Origin of the sequence: Bacillus cereus group sp. N8, from assembly GCF_016483685.1 — a bacterium.
Taxonomy (GTDB): domain Bacteria; phylum Bacillota; class Bacilli; order Bacillales; family Bacillaceae_G; genus Bacillus_A; species Bacillus_A proteolyticus.
Genome location: NZ_JAEHBK010000136.1, coordinates 1 through 437, shown reverse-complemented (window position 1 = coordinate 437; position 437 = coordinate 1). Strand labels below are relative to the sequence as shown.

Sequence of the window (437 nt, the reverse complement as noted above, 5' to 3'; positions counted from 1 at the left end):
TTAACATAAGAGAATAGTAACGTGCTTTCACCTTCAAGAATAGTCTAAATCCTTAAGTTGATGGATGTGTGGTGCTACCCCTATTCTAAGCGACTTATCTAACCTCAAAAACGAGGGTATTTGAGATAAATGAAATTCACCCTAAAATATGCTGAAAATAGCTTTGAATATGTCTCAAAACTCATCTCTAAATTAAAGTCTCAAAGAATCGAATTGACAAGCAATCATAGGGAGTATACCCGAAAAAACTAAAACGGATCATAACATGGAAAATAAACTCAGTCCATGTCATGACCCATTTTTATATGTATAGGCTAACTTTTCAAGCTATCATTATGTTATTACATTTTATGTCCCCATTGGTCAAAGTGATAATCTTTACCGTCGATTTTAAACCAACCGTCTGAATAAAGTGAACCATCTTCTCTAGCACAATA

1 protein-coding gene is annotated in these 437 nt (G+C 33.6%); it reads right to left on the bottom strand.

What is annotated here, in order from left to right; genetic code table 11:
* Window positions 1-341: 341 nt before the first annotated feature.
* On the bottom strand, window positions 342-437 hold a 96-nt coding region (locus JDS80_RS32235), incomplete at its 5' end, for a hypothetical protein (RefSeq protein ID WP_346011439.1).